The sequence below is a fragment of the Candidatus Rhabdochlamydia porcellionis genome (assembly GCF_015356815.2).
In the GTDB taxonomy this organism is placed as follows: Bacteria; Chlamydiota; Chlamydiia; order Chlamydiales; family Rhabdochlamydiaceae; genus Rhabdochlamydia; species Rhabdochlamydia porcellionis.
This window is the reverse complement of sequence record NZ_CP075585.1, coordinates 26,601-47,328: the sequence shown is the minus strand read 5'-3', so window position 1 is coordinate 47,328 and position 20,728 is coordinate 26,601. Positions and strand designations below refer to the sequence as shown.

Here is a 20,728-nt window from a genome sequence, read left to right as displayed (position 1 = left end):
TATCCATTTGATAAATACCCTAGAAGGATCTATCCCATACGTTTTTAGACCAACTGTCTCCATGTGTGTGTGTAGATTTTTGTATAATTGCTTGGACTAAATTATTAGTTAACAAAACCTTTTCCTGTTGAGCTTGATCTAAGCTATCTAGATACCCAGAGCAACCTTCATTAGTCATTTGATTGACAAAATCTTTATGTATTCTTTGTGACTGAGTAATTACATAATCCATAATAACCTCACATTTTTTTTATTCAAAATTCCCACTTTCCTTAAGCTACAAAAAAAATAGGAAATACTGATTTTACTCAAAGTAAAAAAAAAACTTCAAGACTTTTTTCAAAAAAAACATGTATCCTTTTAAAAAACTTTAAAAATATTTAAAAAAATTAGAGGAAATATTTTTCTTAACATCCTGTATTAGAGCTTCTTTTGAAACTAGAAAATCAAAAAGTTTCATAAAAATAATTCTCTAGAACATTTCAAGAGAATGATGACATAAGGCATAGAAATCTCAGGTTTTTTAAAACTTGCTATATCGTAAGCATGAAGTGTTCTTGAAGATCGATCTTTTTTTATTTCTTCACGAAAATATTTGATTCGCAGTAAACATCGATGAGCATCATAAATGCAAACCTTAAACCTTCACCTTGTGAGAATCGGTTGATTAATAAATGTTTTACCCTATAAAAAATTTTAAAAAGAAAATAGAAAACCCTGAATGATTAAATGTTTTATCGCTACAACAAGGGCATTTGAGCATTACCTCTTTAAAACTATCTAATTTTTGCATTGAAAATTTCAGAAAAGATAAAAGTCTTAAGTCTTTAATATTTTTCATTTCTATAAAAATTCTTCATTTCTTTATATACGTCTTCTTTTGAGCCGAAATAATTTTTGCATGAGGGAAGGCTATTTAAGAAAAGCTTGCCATAGGATTTGCTTAGTAGGCGATGGTCTAAGCATACTATACACCCTCTATCTTGCTGCGATCTAAGCAACCTTCCAAAACCTTGTTTAAACTGAATAATTGCTTGAGGTACACTATATTCCAAAAAAGAATTTCTACCATCTTGACGAATCGCTTCTATGTAGGCCTCATGCAAAGGATCGGAAGGAACAGCGAAGGGAAGTTTCACAATAATCACACATTTTAGTGCATCTCCTGGAACATCAACTCCTTCCCAAAAAGAATCCGTGGCTAGCAATACCTGCCCTGGGGTTTGTTTAAATTTTTCAAGCAACATGTGCCGAGGAAGATCTCCTTGTTTGAGAACAGGATAAGGGCTCTGCAAGCTTTGAAAACAATCGCGTAACATTTCAAAAGAGGTAAATAGCACAAATACGCTTCCTTGAGTAATTGCTATCATTTTTTCTATTGTTTGCACAATATGTAACAAAAAATGTGGACTTGAAGGTAGAGGAATATCGTTGGGAACTAAAAAGAGCGCTTGAGTCTCAAAAGAAAAAGGAGAAGGATAGATCTTTTCTTGAACTACCTTATCTATTTGATCTAACCCTAAGGTGCGTTTGATAAAAGAAAAGCTATTTTGCGTAGTAAGCGTAGCGCTACATAAAACAGCCGCGTGTAAAGGAGTAAAAAACTGCTTACCTAAAAAAAGAGCTATATCTAGATTTGCATCTACATAAGAGAGATTTTGAGCTGTTTTCTCTAGCCATTGTACTCTTTTTAAACTCGAATCATTTGTACAAAATATAGAAATTTTTTTACTCTCTTCTTCTAAACGACTTTTAAGAGAATGCAGCTCTAGTGTATGTACATGTAGCTTTTCTTCTAAATGCCGATCTAATTCTTGCTTTAAATCCTGAATAATAACAGCAAGTCCCATAAGCTCTTTGGCTAACATAGTAAGAGATGGAAAGATCTCTTCCTTCCAAGTATAGGTTTGTTTAAAAGCATCTGTAATACGATATTTAACATCTATTTTACTAAAACAATCGTGTGTAAAAACTTGCTCTATTTGTAAACCACAAACTTTTTTTTGTCCGAGTATATCAACTTCTATTTTTTGCTGGAGTTCTAAAGAATAAAGATTCAATCCCAAAAGATCTTTTCTAATCAGCCTACATAAAGAACTTTCTGGTTGAGTTTCTGAAAACAAACGAGACAAAAGATATAAAAGATAACGTTTGTCCAACCTCTGCGCACTGCTATGTAGAGCAATTAACTCTAAATGGTGTGCCTCATCAATGATTAGATATTCATAAGAAGGAAGAGGAGGGTCTTTGACTTGCTGTAATCTAGATTTGTAATCAGCTAATAAAAGATGATGATTAACAATAATAAGCTGTGATTCTAAAGCTTGCCTGCGAGCTTTGAAGAAATAACACTCTTTATAGTGAGGGCATCGGGTATGGTCACAACTATTTCTTTCTGCCGATACTTTATCCCAAATGGGCTGGGGAACTTTAAAGGGCATTTCTGAACGAGTGCCTTCTTCAGCTATTTTAAGTGAAGCTTGCAATAATCTGATCTCTTGTTCAGGAAAGAACAAAATCTGCTCTTCTACTGTCCTCAGTTTCTTTAAACATAGATAATTATTCATCCCTTTTGCTAAAGAGACTTTTAGATCGATCTGCAATGCTTTAAGTAAAAAAGGGATATCCTTATTCATCAATTGCTCTTGTAATGCAATAGTATGCGTAGAAATTACAGTGCGTTTTTTATGTTGAATAGCCCAATAGATCGCGGGCAATAAATATGCTAAACTTTTACCAGTACCTGTCCCTGCTTCAATGCAAACGATTTCTTGGGCTTGATAAGCATCGTGAATCAAAAGAGCCATTTCTTTTTGCCCAGGTCGAATTTCAAATCTAGGCAGATTTTGTAATGGGCCTTCTCTAGAAAAAATGGCTTCAAAAAATTGCTCAGCAGAGCGAATGAACAATTTATTCCTCTTCCAATAGATCCAAGAAAGCTTGCAATTGCTTAGCACGCGTAGGGTGACGCATTTTACGTAGAGCTTTTGCTTCAATTTGCCTGACACGTTCTCTTGTAACTTTAAAACGCACTCCTACTTCTTCTAAGGTTTTGGGTTTTCCATCAATAAGACCAAAGCGCTCCATCAATACCGTGCGCTCTCGATCTGTCAAAGTAGCAAGCACTTCGTTAATTTTATCTTTTAAAATCGCATAGCCCGTTGCTTCAGCTGGAGACTCAATAGCTGTATCCTCTAGAAAATCTCCAAATTGACTTTCCCCTCCATCTCCAACCTCTGCTTGCAAAGAAATAGGATGTTGAGCAATTTTATAAATTTCACGCACACGTTCAGGAGTTATACCCAATTCTACAGCAAGCTCCTCAGGAGTAGGCTCTCGACCGGTCTCCATCATGAGCTTCTTGGCTCCGCGTAAAACCTTGTTAATTGTCTCAATCATGTGCACAGGAATACGAATGGTTCTTGCCTGATCAGCGATTGCGCGAGTTACAGCTTGACGAATCCACCAAGTGGCATAAGTAGAAAACTTATAACCACGTCGATACTCAAATTTTTCTACAGCTTTCATCAATCCCATATTTCCTTCTTGAATTAAATCCAAAAAGGACAAGCCACGATTGGTATATTTTTTAGCAATAGAAATCACCAAACGCAAATTAGATTCCACCATCTCTCTTTTAGCTTCTTGGCTCTTATCCATCCAGCGCTGTAACATACGAACATCTTTTTTAAATTCGTCTAATGTGCGCCCTGCTGCTAATTCGCGATTTAATAATTTACGCCTTACCGCACGCAGTTTTCCTGCGGCAAACTTATTTTTCTCTGCCCGAGGAATTAATTCTTGAATCTCTTTTTCCAATATGAGAAATCGCTCGTAAGCATTAAGGATCACTTCGCCAAAATCTTCAATGATATTGTGACGAAAGTGCATTCGTCTCAAATAAGCTTGAGTTCGAATACGACATTTTTCGATTTCTTCTGCAAGTTTTACCTTATCGATTTTTTTCTCTTCTGTGCTATAGAGTTCACGCAAAAGATTTTCTAAAATTTGGTCTTCTTGTCTAAGCAACATACATAGTTTAGGAAGGATAGTTACATAATTGTTTTTGTCTTCGACTTCTTTTTCTGAGATAATCTTATCAAAACGCTCTTTGGAGGAAATAAGATAATTAGCAATGGAGATGGTTTCACGTGTTGAATAACGAAAACGCATAATAATTTTTTCTATTTGAATTTGTGCTTTCTCAATACGTTTAGAAATTTCAACTTCTTCTTCTCTAGTCAATAAGGGAACTGACCCCATCTCTTTGAGGTACATACGTACCGGATCATCAGAGGTCGTCTCAGATCTCTTAGGTAACCCTTCTAGTTCTTTTGCTTCTTTTTTTCGTTCTTTTTGTCTTTCTACTTCAACTTGATTAAGGATTTGAATATCCATACCGCTTAAGAAAATCAAAACCTGATCGATCTGTTCAGCAGAATCGAATGTCATAGGCAAAATTTCATTAATTTCCTCGTAGGTGATATACCCTTGCTCTTTAGCTATAGCGACAAGTTCTTCGACTTTTTGTTGATGCTGTTGTGTAAACAAATTATTAAATGACCCTTTTGACATGTGACTCTAATTAATTTTAAGTAAATTATGAATCGATTTTGATAATAACCTTTCTTATTGTCAAGCTACTCTATATTTATTATCCTCTTATAAAATTGTTTAACATCAAAAGTCTACTTTTTCTATTAAAACTGTAAAAAAAATTCTTTAAGAAAAGTGAAATATCTGTGTTATCCCAATACGATAAAAGTTTGTATATTTTTTTTAACAGGAAAAACTTTTTCTATAGAACTCTTTTTGCGATTTTGTTTAAGATAGAGGCGATTTTAGCATGCTACTATCGATTAAATTATTGGCTCTTATTATTCACAATCTCAATAAAATAAATTTTATCTGAAAGTTTACCTTAAAAGCATTTTGACGAATTATGCCTTTTTAAGTTATATTTCTTCCATCTTTAAGTCCAAAGGAAAACTTATGGCAAATGAAAAAAAAGACAAGAAAGAAAAGCGCCCTAGCGCAGAGAAACGCAATATACAAAGCAAAAAACGCAATCTATGTAATCGCGTGCTTAAAGCAAGAGTTAATAGTGCTTCAAAATCTTTGACAGAAGCTCTTGCTCAGAAAAATGTCTCCTCTATTCAAGAAAAACTTAATGAAGTTTATAGCTTGATGGATAAAGGAGTAAAACAAGGGGTGTTTAAAATCAGTAAAGCCAGTCGCCTAAAAGCTCGTTTAAGCACAGCAGCTAAAAAAGTTTCTGTATAATTTGCATTTCGCTAAAATAAACATTTTATTTTTAGCTTAAATCATTTCTTATCCTCCAAAGATATGAAAATCCGGTCATATCATGACCGGATTTCTTTTTTGCCTTAAAGCTAAGGAAAAATAAGCATTTTCCTAGTTTTATAATTTAAGTTTCACATATGGGTTTTTTTTCAGTAATTAAAAAAACCTGAAAAGATCTACTCGTGCTTTTTCATTGCGAATACAATCAAGAACAAATACTCTCGCCCTTAATTTTTAGATTTCTATCTCTTAAAAAGGCTAATCTTTTTTTTCTAATTTGCAAACCCAACCTGTTTTTTCTTTGTAAAAACGAACAAAAAAGACCAGAGGTTCAGTTTGAAATAGCTCAATCCATCCATATATAGCCGATGTAGGGATCTGAAAAATCTTTTTAAAAAACAAACAAATAGACTTTTCTGGAAGAAGCTGTGTTTGTGCATAAGCAATTAGTTCTTGTGTGTCTAGGCTTTTAGGAGCCGCATGTAACGAATATACAAAGCGACAATACCAAGGCTGTTTAGATTTATTAGAAGGAAAAATAAAATGCATCATAGGAAACTTGCTTGCTAAAAAAAAAGCTTTGCGAAAAGAAGCTTTTTCTAAAATGAATATTGCAGAAAGATTTGTCTCTAAAACAGGAAACTCTATACGACACGGAGAAGAGAAAAAGAAAAATATTTTTGCTATAAAAGAAAAGAAAAATTCAGACAATCGAGAAATTAATACTAAAAAAACCAGAAGAGTAAGAGCTGCAACAGCAGCAAAACCATTGGCAGAAGAGAGTTCTAAAAATTGACTAAATACATAAAGAAGAAGAGAAGCAATAAATACTCCTGTGAAACTAAAAAAATTAGCCGCTGCAATCATTTGCCCTCTTCTTTCATCTTTGCTATTGAGTTGAATAAATGTATCAAAGGGAACAGCAAATAACCCTCCAAACGCACCAATTAAGATTAGAGTGATAACAACAAGAGGTAAACTTGTGGTAATCGATAAAAATAAAAAATTAACAGCAATGCCCAAACAGGCTATACAAGAGAGTCCTAAAGATGTTTTATATTTGGAGAGCTTCCCTGCTAAAAAAGCTCCTGCAGCAATTCCTAAAGCAGAAACTAGAAATAAATAACCTCCTGCAATCTCGCTTAAGTGTAAGGTTTGGATAGCAAAAGGAATTACGTTAAGTTGTGTAAACGCACCAATAAATAAAAAAAATGCTGAACTAAAGATTGCAGTAACTAAATGAGGCGTCAAAGAAGCAATTTTCAAAGTGCAATAAATTTCTTTTAAAAAAAAAGGATGCGCTTTTATTTTTATCGCTTGCTCTGGGGTTTTTTTAATGCCTAAAGCAGCAAAAAAACCTCCTACTGCAATCATAAAACAAATACAAGCAACCCAAGTAAATTGTCTGTGGGTCACTTTTGTTAAAAAAGAAGCCAAAAAAGTGCCAAAAATGATAGCAAGATAAGATGTTGAGGTGATTAGTCCATTTGCTCGAGGAACCATGTGTTGGGAAACAAGCTCTGGGATCATTCCGTATTTAGAAGGACTCATCACAGCGCTGTGAATAGCTAAAATAAATAAAAGACTATAACAAAGCCAAGGGATTCTTGCTGCAAAAGCAATAATAGCAATACCCATTGCAAGAATTTCAATTCCCTTCATAAAAACAAGCAACTTCTGCTTGCTTAAGCGATCTGCTAAAACTCCTGCATAAGAGGAAAAAAGTAAAAAAGGGATTACATAAATCGCCCCCGTTGCTGAGAGAATAGAACTTGCTTTTATAGACCCTAAAGTTTCAATAAGTAAAAACACCATGGTGAATTTAAAAATATTATCATTCACAACTCCTAGAGCTTGAGCTAAATTTAAACAGGCCAGAGAAGAATGGCCTGTTTTGGAAAAAGAGGGGATCCTTTTAAAAAGCTGTTTAAAACGCATAAAAATAGTATACTAAGATTAAAATGGATGCTTCCCATACACTATAACAAGCTTAACAAAAGAGAGCGAGAATGAAATCTTGCAAAGAAGAGATCTCCTGCCCTTCAACAACTCTACATTGTACATTTAGCCAAAATATAGAAAGTCTTGCTAATAAGCTAAAACAAGATCTAATCGCTTTTTCGACACGTCCTTTTAGTAAAAAAATTATCATTACTCCCAGTCAACCTATTAAAGACTATCTCATTGATTTTTTTGCAAAAGAACTAGGCATTGTTACAGGTATACAATTTCTTTCTTTAAAACAAGCTATTAATGATTGGCTATTTCCTTTTGGAAAAAAAATACCGGATTCTATAGAAATTTCCCTGATGTTAGAAGAGATCATCGAACAATCTTGGCAAAAAGATGAAAAAAATAAACTATATACCTATATCGCTTGTGAAAAGGAGTCTAAAAGAAGTAAAAGAATTATAGGCCTTAGCGATCAGTTGTCTAATATATTCGAGGAATATGGTATCTATGGGTTGCATTTTTTACCTGTCTGGATCAAGAAATTAGGTTGGCAACAAACATTATGGAATAAAATATTTTCTTTTCAACCTAACTGGACTTATCCCTTAGAAGCTACTCGGTTTTTGCAAACACAAAATAGATCCATTTTCGTATTTGGGTTTTCTTTTCTTCCTCTTTCTTACTTACAAATACTCAAACAAGTTGGTGCTCTTTTTTATTTTTTTTCCCCTTGTAAGCTATTTTGGGAAGATGTTCACACAGATCGCGAAAGATCCTATTTACGAAAAAAACTAGCTCAAAGAGGAATCAGCATTGAGAAAAGAGAAGAGTTAAATCATTATGATACAGCAGCACATCCTATTCTAGCTAATTGGGGCAAGCTAGGAAGAGCTCTCTTAAAGAATCTTGATCTCTTCTCTTTAACAAGTACAGAACTCTACGAGTTAGAAAAAAGTAATAATAATCTACAAAAGTTGCAAGAACAGATTCTTTGCTTTGAGCGTACAGAGCCCATCTCCCAAGCAGATTCTTCTCTACAATTACATAGTGCACCTACAAAACTTCGCGAAGTAGAAATCCTTTTTGACACTCTCACAACCCTCATAAAAAAAAATTCTATTCCTCTTGATCAAATCATCGTATTAGCTCCTGATATAACAATATATGCTCCTTATATCGAAATGGTTTTTGCAAATCATCCACTTCCCTATACCATAGAAAATGTACCTATTTTTTCTAATAGCGCAGCTCATGGATTTCTTCTGCTAAAGAGAGTATTAGAAGAAAACTTTTCTCTAAATTCTATTTATGCTCTGTTAGATGAATCGATCTTTTGTGCAAAACAAGGATGGAATCCTGATCGGTCTAAACAAATTAAAAAATGGTTGGAAGCAGCTTCTATTCGTCAAGAAGAAGAGGCTTGCAATTGGGATGCTGGCATTTCTCGTCTCTTATTAGGCGCTGTTACTCTAGCTCCTTTAGATTCTCGTTGGCCTGTAGATGTGATTGCTCTTACCGATATAGAGCTTTTTTCTGATTTTTTATGTGCATTTACCTCTCTACAACAAGATCTATCGCTCCTGCGAACTGAAAAAATGACTATTGGATCGTGGCTACTTTATATAGAAGCCCTTTTAGTGAATTACTTTGATGTAGAAAATGTTGGATTTTTACAAGAAATCAAACAACTACAAAAAAGATCTCAAAACCTCTCTCTTTTACGCAACTACGAGAGCATAGAACGCATTATGGATCGGTTACTTCGCAAAAAAATCAAATTTCAAAAAACACAGTATTTAAGACAGATCCGCTTTCGCTCTTTACAAGCAGGTTGTATTTATCCTTCCCAAGTGATTTGGATGTTAGGAATGGAAGAGGATCTCATCCCTAGGATACTTCAAAACTCTTCTTTATCAGAGTTATCCCAAAATCTAGGGTTAGACTATATCCCTACATATGCAGAACAAGACCGCTACCTATTGCTAGAAGCGCTTTTTTCAGTTCAAAAGCACCTACTATTCAGCTATGAAAGAATAGATTCTCGAGATCAAAAACCTAAAGGATGTTCCTTTCTCATCGAAGAGCTGCAAGCCTGCGTAGCTTTACAAATCACTGATCATCCAAATCTGCCCTTTGATTCTTTCTACTTTCAAGAAAATTCTCAGATAAAAAAATCGCAAATCGATTATCAAGCTGCTATGTCTTATTATTTTCCTAGTTCACAAAATACACCTTTTCTTACACAAGATCAAATACAACCTGTAATGATTCCAACAATTGATGTAAAACAGCTGTACAATCTAGCTAAAAACCCCATTCGATTTTTCTGCCAGGATGTCTTTCAGATATTTTTAGGAAAAGAAGATCCTGATGGTGATTTTCTATTTTCTAATTATCAAAAAGCCATTTTCACTAGAGAAGTGCATACAAAGCCTGTACATGAATTGCTTGTGCAATTAGAAGCTCAAGGCAAACTTCCTCTGGGATTGTTTAAAGATCTCGCTCTGAAAAAATTACAATTAGAAGTAGCCCAAATGCAAGAAACTCTCTCTCAATTTGATCTACAGCTAGATTCTCCCTTCTCTATTGGCCTATCTAAAGAATGTAAGAAAATAGAGCAGCTCAATTGTGGCAATTGGATCGCTCCTGCTATTGAATTATCTTTTGAAAATCAAAAGATTCACATCATTGGAACTTTAACCGATCTATCGACAAAAGGACTTATTTCTAAAAGATCTAATCATTTAGAAGGTCTGATTCACATATGGCCTATTTATCTGCTTTATCTGATCCTACAACCACAAATGAACTTAAAAGCCTCTTTACTTTCTTTGAAAGACGGCTCTTGCTTACCATTGAAAATTAAAGACCCTATTTTAGTCATGCAAAAGTACCTTAGTTATTTTTTTTATGCTCGTCAAAACATTTCTCCTCTTAAAACCACTTGGGCTAAAGCTTTGCTTTTAGGAACTAGAAACGATTTCGAAAAAATTCTCATAGACGATAATCAACTAAATTCTACAAGAATACAAGACCCCTATGAAAATTGGTTAGAGCGTCATGGATTTTGTTTTGATGCCCAAGAAACCTGGAATTATTGGACTCCTATATTCAAAGATGTATTTTCTGAATTCATTGGTTTTCTATGAAAGAATTTAATATCCTCGATCGCAATCTTTCTATATTCGGCCCGCATTTTTTAGAAGCTTCCGCTGGTACAGGAAAAACATTTGCCATTGAACATCTAGTTGCTAGGCTCATTCTTGAAACAAAAGACCCTATTGCCATGGAGCAAATTTTAATAGTTACTTTTACTAGAGAAGCAACCCGTGAATTAAAAAGGCGTATTCGCCAAAACCTACAGTGCCTCTATAAGGACCTCCGAGAAAAAAATGCAGATCTCGATTATGTAAAAGCCATTCTAGAAAAAGGCAACGCTGCACTTTTACAAGCGCAAGAAAGAATTGAGTCTGCTTTGATCTTTTTTGACAATACTTCTATTTATACATTGCATAGCTTTTGCTATAAACTGATTCAAGAATTTGCTTTTGAAACCCAAAATGGATTCAATCTTAATGATCCTGATGAACATGCCTATTTATCCACCTTGCAATATGCTGTGAAGCAAGTTCTACGCACAGAAATGAAAAGCCCTCTATATAGCCCCAACCAAGTGCATTTTTTACTTTCCCAATACAAATCTAATCCTAAGCAACTGCTAAATCATTTAATCCAAGTAACCAAAGAGGATAGAAAACTAAACCCTTTTCCTTCCTTCCTAGATTTGCACCAGCAATTTCTCTGTGTGCTCCCTGCATTACCTTCTGTGTGTAGTTCTAAGTTTGTAAAAGAGGTTCAACAATTATCTGCTATTTACAAACAAATGACCGATAAAAACTATATAAAAGAAGCTGAAATTTGGGGGAAAATTCTGGAAACGAAAACTTGTGCCTTAGAAGAATTTGATATGCTGCTTACAAAGAATTCTTTTTTAGAAAAAATCACCGAATCAAACCGTAAAATACGCGCTAAAACAATTTTTTTTACATATACAGATCTATTTAAAGAGCTGCAAAATCATCTTTTGCCTCTTTTACAACAAGCCAAAAACCCAAAAAAAACTTTCTTAAGACTTTGTGCTTTATGCCAAGAAAAATCCCAATTGCTTTTACAAAAAGCAGATCTGTACTTCCCTGATACAATCGTTAGCAGAGTTCATCAAGCGCTCATTGAACATCCTGAACTAAAAGAACAGATACAAAATAAATTTCAAGCAATTATCATCGATGAATTCCAAGATACAGATAAAACTCAATGGCAACTATTCCATCAACTATTCACACCAAAAACGCAAACATTTTGTCTTGTAGGAGACCCCAAACAATCCATCTACGCCTTTAGAAAGGCTGACTTATATACGTATTTATCTGCAGCAAAAATCATAGGTAAAGACCACTTACGTTACTTGAATACAAATTATCGAAGTTCTTCTTCTCTCATTGAAGTGTTAAATAAGTTTTTTACAAAAACTAAAAATTGGATGCCTATCCCTGCGCTGCAATCTTATTTAGATGTGCATTCTGTTCATCCCATCGATTTAAACTTCCCCTATGTAACAGCTCCCATGCATCTATTTGTAGCAAAAGCCACTTACCACAAAAAAGCCAAGTGGCCAACAATCTCAACGGAAAACCAACAGCTATTTGCCTTCATTGCTCAAGAAATTAAGCAATTACAAGTTCATTACCATACTCCAAAATCTAAAATCGCTATCTTAGTTAAAGATCGTTACCAAGCAGCTAGAGTGGTTTCTTTTCTGAACGGACAAGGGATTTCTTCTAACTTTAAACGAGGTATAGCTCTTACTCAATCAAATGCTTATTTTGGCTTTAAAGAAATTTTAACAGCTGTATTAGATCCAACAGATTCAAGTAAAATAAAAATCGCCTTGGGAACAGCACTCATTGGATGGACAAAACAGCAATTGCTCCAAGATTGGAAACACCCTTGTTTTATCCAAGCAAAGCTAAGTTTCCAAACTCTTAAAACCATTTGGGAAGAAAAAGGATTTAGCTGTTTTTTTTATTCCCTATTGCATACCTATTTTGATCCAGATATCTCTCTTTTGCAAAAACTTCTCTCATCTAAGCAAACAGAACTCTATTTAGATTTAACTATGCTAGCGAAAATACTCATTGAACAAGAAATGCAAGGCTACCCAGGAATTTCTCTGCTCAGAGCTTTAAACGATATGCAAGATACCTTAAAAGAGAGTTGCTTTGCAACCTCTTCTCAGCAAGAAGAGGACAGTGTACTTGTAATGACTATTTTTATGAGTAAAGGTTTAGAATTTGATGCAGTATTTGCTCTTTCTTTATCTTCTCGTCAAAAAACTCCTGACTACATCACGATTAAAGATCAATTGATTCCTTGTAACCTAGAAGATCCTAAATGCCAACTTGCCTTAGAAGAAACAGATGCAGAAAAAATGCGACAATTATATGTTGCTCTCACACGTGCAAAATATCATTTGTATATCCCTGTTGTTTTAGATCAGCTACAAACACCAATACCATTAGCAGAAGCATCTCCCATCGAATTATTTTTAAGTAATTGGCTATTCCAAGAGACGAATTGGCAAAAAACTTATGATCTGATCCCTACAATAACACAAGATTCTATTGCATCTATTGCTTCTGAATTGCAACCCAATGTCACCTATTCCATCTGCGCGCAGATGGAGCCTCTATCAACTTTTTCAAAAACAGTAAATCCTGTTCTCATAAAACCAGAAGAAATTCTACTAAACATCTCTTCTGAGCATTGGCTTTCCTTCTCTTCCATAGCCCAATTAGAAAAAAAACAAGAAAAACAAACTTCTATCTTTATGGAAGAAAAAACACTTTGTAGTATGCCGCTTGGAGCAGAAACAGGAAATATCATTCACCATATTTTAGAGCAGTGTTTTAAATTATGCTATCATTGCCCGATAGATTCTCATAAAATTTCTTTATTGATCCATTCTTTTCTACAAAACACTCTATTAAAAGATTGGCAGCAAGCGATCGAACAAACCATTCTATCCATTTTAGAAGAACCTCTTCTCATCGATCAGATTTCTCTTTTTCTCTCTGATTTGACCTCTGATCAAATGCAACAAGAAATGGAGTTTGTCTTTCCTATCCAAGAAGGGATGATGAAAGGCTTTATCGATCTGTGTTTTGAACATCAGGGGAAATATTATCTACTCGATTGGAAAACCAATTATCTAGGCTCTGATGAGACCGATTATTCCGAAGAAGCTCTTGTCATAGAAATGAACCGCTGTAATTATTTTTTGCAAGCATCTATCTATGCCACAGCTCTTAAAAAACACATACAGCTCTTTGAATCTCGCCCTTTTGCAGATCTATTTGGAGGAGCTATTTATTACTTTGTTCGAGGTAAAAAATTCTATCACTTTTATCCCACCCTTATGGAATAGTCATGTTACCCTCTAAAAATCATTTCTCCCATTGGCCTCTTCTTGAATCTCTTTTGGAACAAGGTATTTTCTGTTATTTAGACTTATACTTTGCAAAAAAAATGCTTCCATCTGGGCCTGAAAATCAAGCTCTTTTACTTGCCATTCTCTTTTCTATTTCTCGTCAAGGTCACCTAGCTCTACATCTAGAAAAGATTTCTTTACAAGAACAGCTTCGCACAATTGGCCTTATAGATATACCACAAGAACTCATTTCTTCTGCTCTAGCATCTCTTCCAGATGCATTAATCGATCGAAATGCCCAAGATATGCATAAATTGATCTGTTTAGATAGTCATTTTCTCTACTTACAAAAATATCGAGTACAAGAAAATCAAATCCTTTCTTCTTTACTCCATCTACTAGAAAACAAAAGACCTCATTACAAATCCCCTAAACAATTAACTAACGAGTTAAACTGCGAGCAAAAACAAGCGGTTCTCTTAGCTCTTACCCATTCTTTTTCTCTAATTACAGGAGGGCCAGGAACAGGAAAAACATTTACAGCAGCGCAAATTATCTTACAGGCATGTACGCAAAAAGACAGTCGCATTCTGCTTACAGCCCCCACGGGAAAAGCGGTTGCTCAACTAGAAAATAGTCTGCAAAAAATTCTGCCTTCTTTGTCTTGGCAATCTGGGACTCTCCACTCTATTCTTCACAAAGCGCAAAAACAAAATCTCCCTTTACTTGCAGATATCATTTTAGTCGATGAAAGCTCTATGATTGATGCTTCTTCATTTGCAAAACTGCTCCCACTTATACGAACAGATTCTCATGTAATTCTCATTGGAGATCAAAATCAATTACCTCCTGTGGAATCAGGCAACATTTTTGCAGATCTAGTAGAAATAGCCCCTTTCTTACAAATCCCCTTGACACAACTAAAAAAAGTTTTACGTTCAGATTCTCCTGCCATTTTAGAATTCTCACAGGCTATTTGTAAATCAGATATAAAAAAAGCTATACAATTACTACAAGAACAGAAAATCAAATGGATCGACTTAAGCGAAGGGCTGTCCCATGAAAAAATCTGGGATCTCTGTCAGAAAAAAATCCCTCCTTATAGTTTTAACATCTCTCCTAATCCACAGAAATTGATCCCTTACATCGATTGCTTTCGTCTGCTCTCTTGTATGCGCCAAGGTCCACTTGGCGTAGATGCTCTCAATCAATTCCTGTTAAAAAAAACTTTTGAAAATACTCCCTTACAAAATCTATGGGTTTTTCCCATTCTTATTCAACGCAATAGTCCAGATCAAGATCTCTATAATGGAGATTCTGGAATCCTAGTGCGAAAAAAAACCACTTCTGTAATCGATAAACAGCTTAAAACCACCGACTATGCTATTTTTTATAACCGCCAAAACAAACAAGAATATCGTAAAATAGATGCTTTAGCATTACCTTCTTTTGAAACAGGCTATTGCCTTTCTGTTCACAAAAGCCAAGGCAGTGAGTGTGATGAAATTGTGATTGTACTTCCAACAGGCTCTTCTGTCTTTGGCAGAGAAGTTCTTTACACAGCAGTTACACGCGCTAGAAAAAAGGCCTGCTTGATTACCTCTATGCAAACATTTATAGAAACATTAAACCATAGCTCTTATAAAGTATCTGGGTTAAAAAGCCGAATAAAAGCAATGAAATACACATGTCCATTCATAACGAGATAAAGCCATTCAATAACTTCCATGCCATCCTTCTTCTGAGTAAATAACCTTATGAAGGACAACACAAAGAGCTCGGGCAATATAAGGGATCAGATTTTCAGGAAAGTTTTCTAAGGAAAAGAAGTTCAATTCTGCGCATTTATCCGGTTCCAAATTATTCAATTTTCCTTCCCAATTCGTACATTCGAAAAAAATATCAATATTAAATCTATTGGTTTTTACGATGCATCAAATGGACTACCTTAAGCGATTCGCTACGAATGATGTTTACCTCTTCTTTTGCTTCACGAATCATTGCAGAGCTTGCTGATTCTTGATCTTCCACATGTCCTGAAACAAGTCCATAATATCCAGTATTTTTCCTCAATGAAAGCAAAATCTTTTTCTCTTTTCTCAAAAGAAGATATGTATTTACCACTGCCTCACTTCTCTTTTTTGCATCTAAACTTTTCACAATTGCAGTCACACTCACCCATTAGATCTCTTGCATAACTTAATTTTAAAGCTCCCAATTATAAATTCCAGCTATAAGATTAAATCTTAAGCAAAAACGTTTCCGTCGATTTCTATAACGATCAGAGAGTATTTTAAATACGCTTAAGCAAGCCAATCACATTTTCATTAATAGAGCGCTCTCTAGCTAGATATTGGTTGTTGCATTTATCTTCTTTTGTTAGGGGATTTTTTTTAGTTCTCCTTTTGGGCATTTGTGTTTTTTTATGAAGCTTTTTTTAATCCTTGATATCCTGTATCTGTAATTGTTTTGGTATGGGGATGGATTTTTACTTTGGATTCTTTAAATAAACGAAAATCATGACGCCTACCATTTGCAAATGCAGTGCAAATAATCTTCTGACTTTTTTTGTCTACTACCACCTGGCTTTTTATCGTATACTTTTTCTTTTTTCCTGAGTAAAAATACTTTTGGTTTTTTTTGGCCTTTCAATCGGTGTTTCTGTAGCATCTATTAAAACAACTTCATAAGATGTGTTGCTCTTTAACAAAGCTTTATGCTCAGGAAGTACAAAGTCAGGATGCTTAATGAGCACATCCTCTACCCAACGAATATTCCGATAACAAGCGCTTTCTGAAATCTGATAGGAAGCTGCAACATGAAAATAGGTTCGATATTCTCTTATGTACTCAAGAGTCATAAGAAGTTGGTCTTCTATAGGTAATCTATTAGGTCTACCTCTAAGAGGTTTCTTTGAGGATTCTTCTTCTTTTAAAATATTCACCATCTTTTCAAATGTGGATCTCTTTACCCCCTGTCAATCGGCGAAATTCTTCATTTCTAAATTCCTTCAAACAATCGTGCCTCATAAGTAAAATCTGTTATGGTTTTTAACCATCTTACTGATGTTTTGTTGGTTATGCAAAAGATCTATTGAATAAAGACAACAAAATTTTAAAAGATTTGTACAAGGATTTTAAAAGATTTTATTTAAAAACAAATTTACAGTATCATCATTACTTGTTAATCCAAAATGGTACTTATATGCTTTCAAATATTACTTATAAAAGCGCTGCATACGCACAGCTATACATGTATGAACAGCTTCAAGAATTTGCTCAAATATATCCACGCACAGCTGTACCCATTGCTGCTTTTGTTTCTGTAGCAGATGTTACTACAGAAACTGTTAAACATCCTATTGCTGCTATTGAAAATGTTGCTTTTTCTGTAATTAATGTAGGAGGATCTCCCTATTTTAAAGAATGTAACCTTTCAGATGCGTATCAAAATATCAAAATAGCAGGAATAATGTTGGGTGCAACAGTGATCATGTCGATTATATCACCCCTTAATCTTTTAGGACGCCTCTTAATTAATCTCCCTGACCCTGAAAATGCACACTCTTGTGATCAAGCAATAGATGAACAAGCTAACCTACCAGCAATAGCTTACGATTCAAATGAACGCAGAGATTTACTAACAGCTGTAAGTAATAGAGAAGGATCTATTTTTATAGAAAAATTATTGGCTAATAATATACTCACTCATCAAAGCATAGGTAAAGCTCTAGAAGATGCTGCAGAGAATGGTCATATCGATGCTGTGTTCACATTACTAGCTGACTCTAGATTGAGTAAAGAAAGCATAGGTAGAGCTTTAGAGAAGGCTGTAGAGAACAATCGCTCTGAGATTATACCCTTGTTAATAGCTGGACTTAATTCAACAGTTTTAGCCAAATATAATCAGGATAAGAAGCTTAGTCCTTTAGAGGTAAAAGAGCTCCAAAAAAATAATCTATTTATTAACGCATGTCTTTCTAAAACTAAAAAAATAGCTACAAACAATGGTTATTCGGAGATTATAAATCTTTTAAATGAAACCGCAAAAGAATTAAAAATGTATATTTAATATTTTTAACAAAACTCACTCTTTAAAAAATTTCCTTAAGTTCTTTGGAAGAATAGGGCAAATCGTTTTTGGTTTTTTGAAAACCTTACTTCTTATTTTAGCAATAAAATCATAGCAAGCATTAGTTATACAAAGAGGTATGCAGCCGATGAGATAGCTTAATGCTTTCCAACCCTTTCCTAAAGAACGTAAAATATATAAAATAGCCTCTGTTTTGAAATAGATTCTATCCTGCTTCTTGTCATACACTATGATACTATCTGGAATAGTTTTTATGTTTTTAATCTGAACAAGATGGCAAAAGGTTTTTCCCTCTATAGGAGAAAATAGGAAAGGCGTTTGCATTCTTAATAAAGTAAAGCGTACAAAAAAATGACATAAGCCACAACTGCCGTCATAAAAAACTCTTGGGGATTTCTCAAATAGATCTTGATCCATAGTTCTTTTTTTAAGGAGTTTCTTTCATCTTAACGCAAATGAGAAATGAACGAAATTGAATAGACACATTTTTTTGGATAAAAAAAAGCCCTGTAGCTTAACAGGGCTTTTTAAAGATTTAAAAACCGTAGATCAATTCCACTTCTACTTGCCTAAAACGATGATAAGGACCGATATGTTTATTCAAACTAATAGATTGCATCCAGCTAAGCTGAATGTCAATCTGATTGGTGAATAAGTAATCAAAAGTGATTTGATATCCTTGGTAGTTTACATTACCACCCGCTGTCTCTATAGTGTTAAGACCGCCTTTACCATCTAGTTTTACAGTATAAAATCCAACAGAAGATGCATTTCCTGTACCAATTCCCGATACATCGAAATCTGGTACGCATTGTGCAGCAAGAAGCTGTCCATTAATATCAAAAGCCCAGTCACCTTTTTTCTTAAGCTCTCCCATAGAGACCCCTAAGTAAGCACCCCAATTCGCTTTTTGATTATCTGTAATTGGCAATTTTTGTGCTTTGTGATTGTATAAACCAGCTAAATAGATTTGTACTGGTTTCTTCGAACAAAAAGCATTAAAACGATATCCGAAGATTAACTGAGAAACAATAAAATCAAAACGCTGTTTATCAATAGAGTCGGTAAATTTCTTTGTATCCCAATCAATAACGGAATATTTGGTATAAAAACCGGTCTTAAAAAGGTTGAGAAGCCCGATTTCTCCTACATAACCAAACTGTTCTTTCCATTCATTAACAAGAAAAACACCTGCATGTAAATAAGCGCTTCCAATGGGATCGACATTATGACCATACTTAAACCACGCACCATCAAAAAACGAGTTAAATTCTACTTTTGAATCAAGCATAGAAGACATGCGGCGACGTCCTAACTCGACATCTAAACCCCAATTGCTTCGATCAAAAATACGATAGCCCCAGATAGCTCTTTCTAACTTTAACTTGTTTAAAGTTCCGCTTATAATCCCTGCTTCGTTATCGAATTCTAATTTAACAGCGGCCCATGAACGATCTGTTCGATAGTCAAACATCAAATTCACTTCAATATCAAAACCATTAGAAGGAATAGGTAGACCATCGCTACCAAATACGACTCCATTAGGCCCTCTTTGATTCACTCCATTTGCAGTTTCATGAGTATGTTGAAATTCTGTGCGGACCTCTCCACTAATGGATAAAGCTCCACCTGACTCTTTAATAGTCACTTGGCGTTTTGTATTAATCCAATCGCGCAATGCACCAATATCTCTTTGATCGAGATCATCTGCTTCATCAATTGTTGCTGCCATTGCAGAGGAAGCAACAAATACGGTACTTAAAAGGAATAAGCAGCGTTTTAAACCTAATTTCATTATTAGCTCCAGATTAATTTTTTATATGAGGGCAAAATATTTAAGAAATTACTAGGGGAAAATCTCAAAAAATACCCAACATAAGATCAACTGATTAATAGGGGAAATTAAAAACAATCTCAGGATTTTATAAAGGCAATCTTAATTTATTTCAAAGAAAATAGATGCAACACGGTTAAAATTAGCTATCGCTGAGAAATCCATGAAGGATAAGAAATCACTCATGAAATAAGAAAAAATGATATAGCTCAAAGGTATTTTTTGTGTAGTTTTTTCTTTAATAAAACAGCATCTTTTTACTAAAAACTCACATCTGCGCTTATAGTAAACGCTTTTTCATGAAAAAAACGTGCTTCAAAATTACAATCAAACCCACGTTGATTTGTTAGACCACAGCCTAAAACCAAACCAAATAGATGCTGACTTTTAAAAGAAAAATATCCCTTAGGGAAAACAGGAAGCAGAGGAAGATGTCTAATCTTCCCTTGAAAATCTGCACATTGTAGAGCAATATAAGGGATCAAGTAAGAAAAGCGTTGGTAAAGCCCCATACTCACCTGCCATTCGTAACAAAACACTTTTGTTTTTTGAGGAAGGTAAGATTCTTGACCTATTAGAATAGTATAAAGATCAGGACGCACAGCCCTATAGCTTGCTGCAAGGCCCACTTGCGTATCTCCCCAGTAAACTAAAATAGCTCTTCCACCGCCACCCCATGCAAAATGACTATGAGATCTGTAAGAGATATCAGGGCCTTGAGGATAAAGCCTCTGTGTAAACTCTGCATGCGTTTTTCCCAGTTCAAAATAAAGATCTAAACGCTGATTGATAGATGCTGTAAATGTTCCAAAATCACTGGTTAACTTTGCCTTAGGCATATTTTTAACCTGCAGAGCATTTTGACGCAGAACCTTAAGCTTACGATTCTGAACATGATCATACTCATAACCCATCTTGATCCTAAACCAAGACTCTTTCGATAAGAACAGTCCTTCTTCAGGAATACCAGGTGAGCCAGGATTGCCTGTATACAAACCAAAGCCACTATTACAAATGAATAAAGCGTTTAAAAGTAGATAAATTTTTTGCATGATTTT

General features: G+C 34.6%; 14 protein-coding genes and 1 pseudogene. 5 read left to right on the top strand and 10 right to left on the bottom strand.

Features of this window, described 5'->3' with window-relative positions; all coding sequences use genetic code 11:
- Window positions 1-19 precede the first annotated feature (19 nt).
- From RHAB15C_RS00195 to RHAB15C_RS00185, 3 genes are all read right to left on the bottom strand, one after another.
- The gene (locus RHAB15C_RS00195; protein WP_194845873.1) at window positions 20-232 is read right to left on the bottom strand and encodes a hypothetical protein; all 213 of its coding nucleotides are present in this window, start codon (window positions 230-232) and stop codon (window positions 20-22) included.
- A 595-nt stretch (window positions 233-827) separates the two neighbouring features.
- A complete protein-coding gene (locus RHAB15C_RS00190) occupies window positions 828-2,909 on the bottom strand; it encodes an ATP-dependent DNA helicase (RefSeq protein WP_194845872.1) in 2,082 nt (693 codons plus the stop codon).
- Window position 2,910: 1 nt separating this feature from the next.
- The gene (locus RHAB15C_RS00185; protein ID WP_194845871.1) at window positions 2,911-4,575 is read right to left on the bottom strand and encodes an RNA polymerase sigma factor; all 1,665 of its coding nucleotides are present in this window, start codon (window positions 4,573-4,575) and stop codon (window positions 2,911-2,913) included.
- A 417-nt stretch (window positions 4,576-4,992) separates the two neighbouring features.
- Between RHAB15C_RS00185 and rpsT the strand changes: the two genes are divergently transcribed.
- Window positions 4,993-5,283, top strand: a complete 291-nt coding sequence (gene rpsT, locus RHAB15C_RS00180; protein WP_194845870.1) for a 30S ribosomal protein S20 — start codon at window positions 4,993-4,995, stop codon at window positions 5,281-5,283.
- A 279-nt stretch (window positions 5,284-5,562) separates the two neighbouring features.
- Here rpsT and RHAB15C_RS00175 read toward each other — a convergent pair whose 3' ends face one another.
- Window positions 5,563-7,242: an MFS transporter gene (locus tag RHAB15C_RS00175; protein WP_194845869.1), complete on the bottom strand. Its 1,680-nt coding sequence runs from the start codon at window positions 7,240-7,242 to the stop codon at window positions 5,563-5,565.
- Between the two features lie 71 nt (window positions 7,243-7,313).
- Between RHAB15C_RS00175 and RHAB15C_RS00170 the strand changes: the two genes are divergently transcribed.
- The 3 genes from RHAB15C_RS00170 to recD are packed head-to-tail and all read left to right on the top strand — an operon-like array spanning window position 7,314 to window position 15,453.
- Complete coding sequence (locus RHAB15C_RS00170; RefSeq protein ID WP_194845868.1) at window positions 7,314-10,406, top strand: exodeoxyribonuclease V subunit gamma; 3,093 nt, start codon at window positions 7,314-7,316, stop codon at window positions 10,404-10,406.
- The gene (locus tag RHAB15C_RS00165; protein WP_194845867.1) at window positions 10,403-13,741 is read left to right on the top strand and encodes a UvrD-helicase domain-containing protein; all 3,339 of its coding nucleotides are present in this window, start codon (window positions 10,403-10,405) and stop codon (window positions 13,739-13,741) included. Before RHAB15C_RS00170 ends, RHAB15C_RS00165 begins: the two co-directional genes overlap by 4 nt.
- Before the next feature lie 2 nt (window positions 13,742-13,743).
- Entirely contained in the window at window positions 13,744-15,453 is a 1,710-nt protein-coding gene (gene recD, locus RHAB15C_RS00160) for an exodeoxyribonuclease V subunit alpha (protein ID WP_194845866.1), read from the top strand.
- 6 nt (window positions 15,454-15,459) lie between these two features.
- Here the strand turns inward: recD and RHAB15C_RS00155 are convergent, their stop codons facing one another.
- From RHAB15C_RS00155 to RHAB15C_RS00145, 3 genes and pseudogenes are all read right to left on the bottom strand, one after another.
- Complete coding sequence (locus tag RHAB15C_RS00155; RefSeq protein WP_194845865.1) at window positions 15,460-15,612, bottom strand: NUDIX hydrolase; 153 nt, start codon at window positions 15,610-15,612, stop codon at window positions 15,460-15,462.
- 46 nt (window positions 15,613-15,658) lie between these two features.
- Window positions 15,659-15,922 (bottom strand): NUDIX domain-containing protein, encoded by a 264-nt coding sequence (locus tag RHAB15C_RS00150; RefSeq protein WP_220716048.1) that lies wholly within the window; start codon window positions 15,920-15,922, stop codon window positions 15,659-15,661.
- 27 nt (window positions 15,923-15,949) lie between these two features.
- Window positions 15,950-16,773 (bottom strand): annotated as a pseudogene (locus tag RHAB15C_RS00145) (IS5 family transposase).
- A 175-nt stretch (window positions 16,774-16,948) separates the two neighbouring features.
- Here RHAB15C_RS00145 and RHAB15C_RS00140 point away from each other — a divergent pair.
- Entirely contained in the window at window positions 16,949-17,815 is an 867-nt protein-coding gene (locus RHAB15C_RS00140) for a hypothetical protein (RefSeq protein ID WP_194845863.1), read from the top strand.
- Window positions 17,816-17,830: 15 nt separating this feature from the next.
- Here RHAB15C_RS00140 and RHAB15C_RS00135 read toward each other — a convergent pair whose 3' ends face one another.
- From RHAB15C_RS00135 to RHAB15C_RS00125, 3 genes are all read right to left on the bottom strand, one after another.
- Window positions 17,831-18,253 carry a thiol-disulfide oxidoreductase DCC family protein gene (locus RHAB15C_RS00135; protein ID WP_194845862.1) on the bottom strand — a complete coding sequence of 141 codons (423 nt, stop codon included), beginning with the start codon at window positions 18,251-18,253 and terminating at the stop codon, window positions 17,831-17,833.
- A 118-nt stretch (window positions 18,254-18,371) separates the two neighbouring features.
- A complete protein-coding gene (locus RHAB15C_RS00130) occupies window positions 18,372-19,631 on the bottom strand; it encodes a hypothetical protein (RefSeq protein WP_194845861.1) in 1,260 nt (419 codons plus the stop codon).
- 299 nt (window positions 19,632-19,930) lie between these two features.
- Window positions 19,931-20,722 (bottom strand): hypothetical protein, encoded by a 792-nt coding sequence (locus RHAB15C_RS00125; protein ID WP_194845860.1) that lies wholly within the window; start codon window positions 20,720-20,722, stop codon window positions 19,931-19,933.
- Window positions 20,723-20,728: the final 6 nt, after the last annotated feature.